At 35.0% G+C, this 968-nt stretch carries 1 protein-coding gene; it reads left to right on the forward strand.

Annotated elements, in window-relative coordinates; all coding sequences use genetic code 11:
• The coding region (locus CHX27_RS15385) for a GEVED domain-containing protein (protein WP_094484763.1) at positions 1-968 on the forward strand (968 nt) is incomplete at both ends.

Here is a 968-nt window from a genome sequence, read left to right on the forward strand (position 1 = left end):
AATATTGTTAAAGGAAATGCTACACCATTAACTGTGAATTATAATATGAATTCAACTCATCGAGTTGCTGCATTTATAGATTTTAATAGTGATAATGACTTTAATGATGTCAATGAGAAAGTTTTAGATGTTGCTTTTCCAAGTAATACAGGAACTACCGTTAATGTGAATATTCCTAATACCGCAACTGTAGGGGAAACACGTCTTAGAGTAATCTTATATGAAGATGATATGTATACAGGAACAAACGGGCCAGCGACTCCTTGTACAAATGTCACCATAAATGGAACTCCTGATATTTTAGCTGTTGGAGAGACAGAAGATTATAGAATAAATCTTACAGAAGCTCCTGTGACAATTTTCGAAGACAATTTTGACTCTTACACTAATTTTGCTGTAGCAGGAGTTGGTCAATGGACGCTAACTGATGTTGATTTGAGGCCAACATATAATGTTGGAGGTTATACTTATCCAAATAGTAACAGTGCTAAAGCTTTTATGGTTTTCAATCCAACTGCTACTACACCGGCTTTACCGTCTCCAAGTAATTTTGATGCTTTCTCGGCGCCAAAATCGATGGCATGCTTTGCAGCTGTTCCAGGAGCAGGAATTACTGCAAACAATGATTGGCTAATTTCTCAATCAATTGCTTTAGGACTCAATGGTAATACGTTAACCTTTTATGCTAAATCGATAGATGGTTTTCCAGAAAAATTTAAAGTGGGAGTTTCTATCAACGGTATTCAGCCAGTTAACTTTACTTTCATTTCTCCAATTGTTACAACTACATCAAATTGGGTGCAATATTCCTATAATTTAGATGCCTATGCAAATCAAAATGTAAGAATTGGAATCAATTGCATAAGTGACGATCAGTATGCTCTTTTGATAGATAATTTCAAAGTTACAAAGAGCTCAAACCTTTCGACTGATAGTTTCAATCAAGACCAGTTTTCAATCTATCCTAA

The sequence above is a fragment of the Flavobacterium aurantiibacter genome, assembly GCF_002251775.1.
In the GTDB taxonomy this organism is placed as follows: domain Bacteria; phylum Bacteroidota; class Bacteroidia; order Flavobacteriales; family Flavobacteriaceae; genus Flavobacterium; species Flavobacterium aurantiibacter.